Here is a 1,214-nt window from a genome sequence, read left to right as displayed (position 1 = left end):
GTTTCAGAACCAACACAGTGGACGCGAGCAACTGAGGACAAGCCCTCGGCCTATTAGTACCAGTCACCTCCACCCGTTACCGGGCTTCCAGATCTGGCCTATCAACCCAGTCGTCTACTGGGAGCCTTAACCCCTCAAAGGGGGTGGGAATACTCATCTCGAAGCAGGCTTCCCGCTTAGATGCTTTCAGCGGTTATCCTTTCCGAACGTAGCCAACCAGCCATGCCCTTGGCAGGACAACTGGCACACCAGAGGTTCGTCCGTCCCGGTCCTCTCGTACTAGGGACAGCCCTTCTCAATATTCCTACGCGCACAGAGGATAGGGACCGAACTGTCTCACGACGTTCTAAACCCAGCTCGCGTACCGCTTTAATGGGCGAACAGCCCAACCCTTGGGACCGACTCCAGCCCCAGGATGCGACGAGCCGACATCGAGGTGCCAAACCATCCCGTCGATATGGACTCTTGGGGAAGATCAGCCTGTTATCCCCGGGGTACCTTTTATCCGTTGAGCGACGGCGCTTCCACAAGCCACCGCCGGATCACTAGTCCCGACTTTCGTCCCTGCTCGACCCGTCGGTCTCACAGTCAAGCTCCCTTGTGCACTTACACTCAACACCTGATTACCAACCAGGCTGAGGGAACCTTTGGGCGCCTCCGTTACTCTTTGGGAGGCAACCGCCCCAGTTAAACTACCCATCAGACACTGTCCCTGATCCGGATCACGGACCGAGGTTAGACATCCAGCACGACCAGAGTGGTATTTCAACGGCGACTCCACACACACTGGCGTGCATGCTTCACAGTCTCCCACCTATCCTACACAAGCCGAACCGAACACCAATATCAAACTGTAGTAAAGGTCCCGGGGTCTTTCCGTCCTTCTGCGCGAAACGAGCATCTTTACTCGTAGTGCAATTTCACCGGGCCTATGGTTGAGACAGTCGAGAAGTCGTTACGCCATTCGTGCAGGTCGGAACTTACCCGACAAGGAATTTCGCTACCTTAGGATGGTTATAGTTACCACCGCCGTTTACTGGCGCTTAAGTTCTCAGCTTCGCACACCCGAAAGTGCACTAACCGGTCCCCTTAACGTTCCAGCACCGGGCAGGCGTCAGTCCGTATACATCGCCTTACGGCTTCGCACGGACCTGTGTTTTTAGTAAACAGTCGCTTCTCGCTGGTCTCTGCGGCCACCCCCAGCTCAGACCGTA

General features: G+C 55.8%; 1 rRNA gene (only partly in view). It reads right to left on the bottom strand.

Features of this window, described 5'->3' with window-relative positions:
- Nucleotides 1–33 precede the first annotated feature (33 nt).
- Nucleotides 34–1,214, bottom strand: a 23S ribosomal RNA gene (locus ACF062_RS38420) (it continues 1,367 nt past the right edge of the window).

This window comes from Streptomyces sp. NPDC015345 (genome assembly GCF_043078805.1).
In the GTDB taxonomy this organism is placed as follows: Bacteria; Actinomycetota; Actinomycetes; order Streptomycetales; family Streptomycetaceae; genus Streptomyces.
This window is presented reverse-complemented; position numbering and strand designations above follow the sequence as displayed.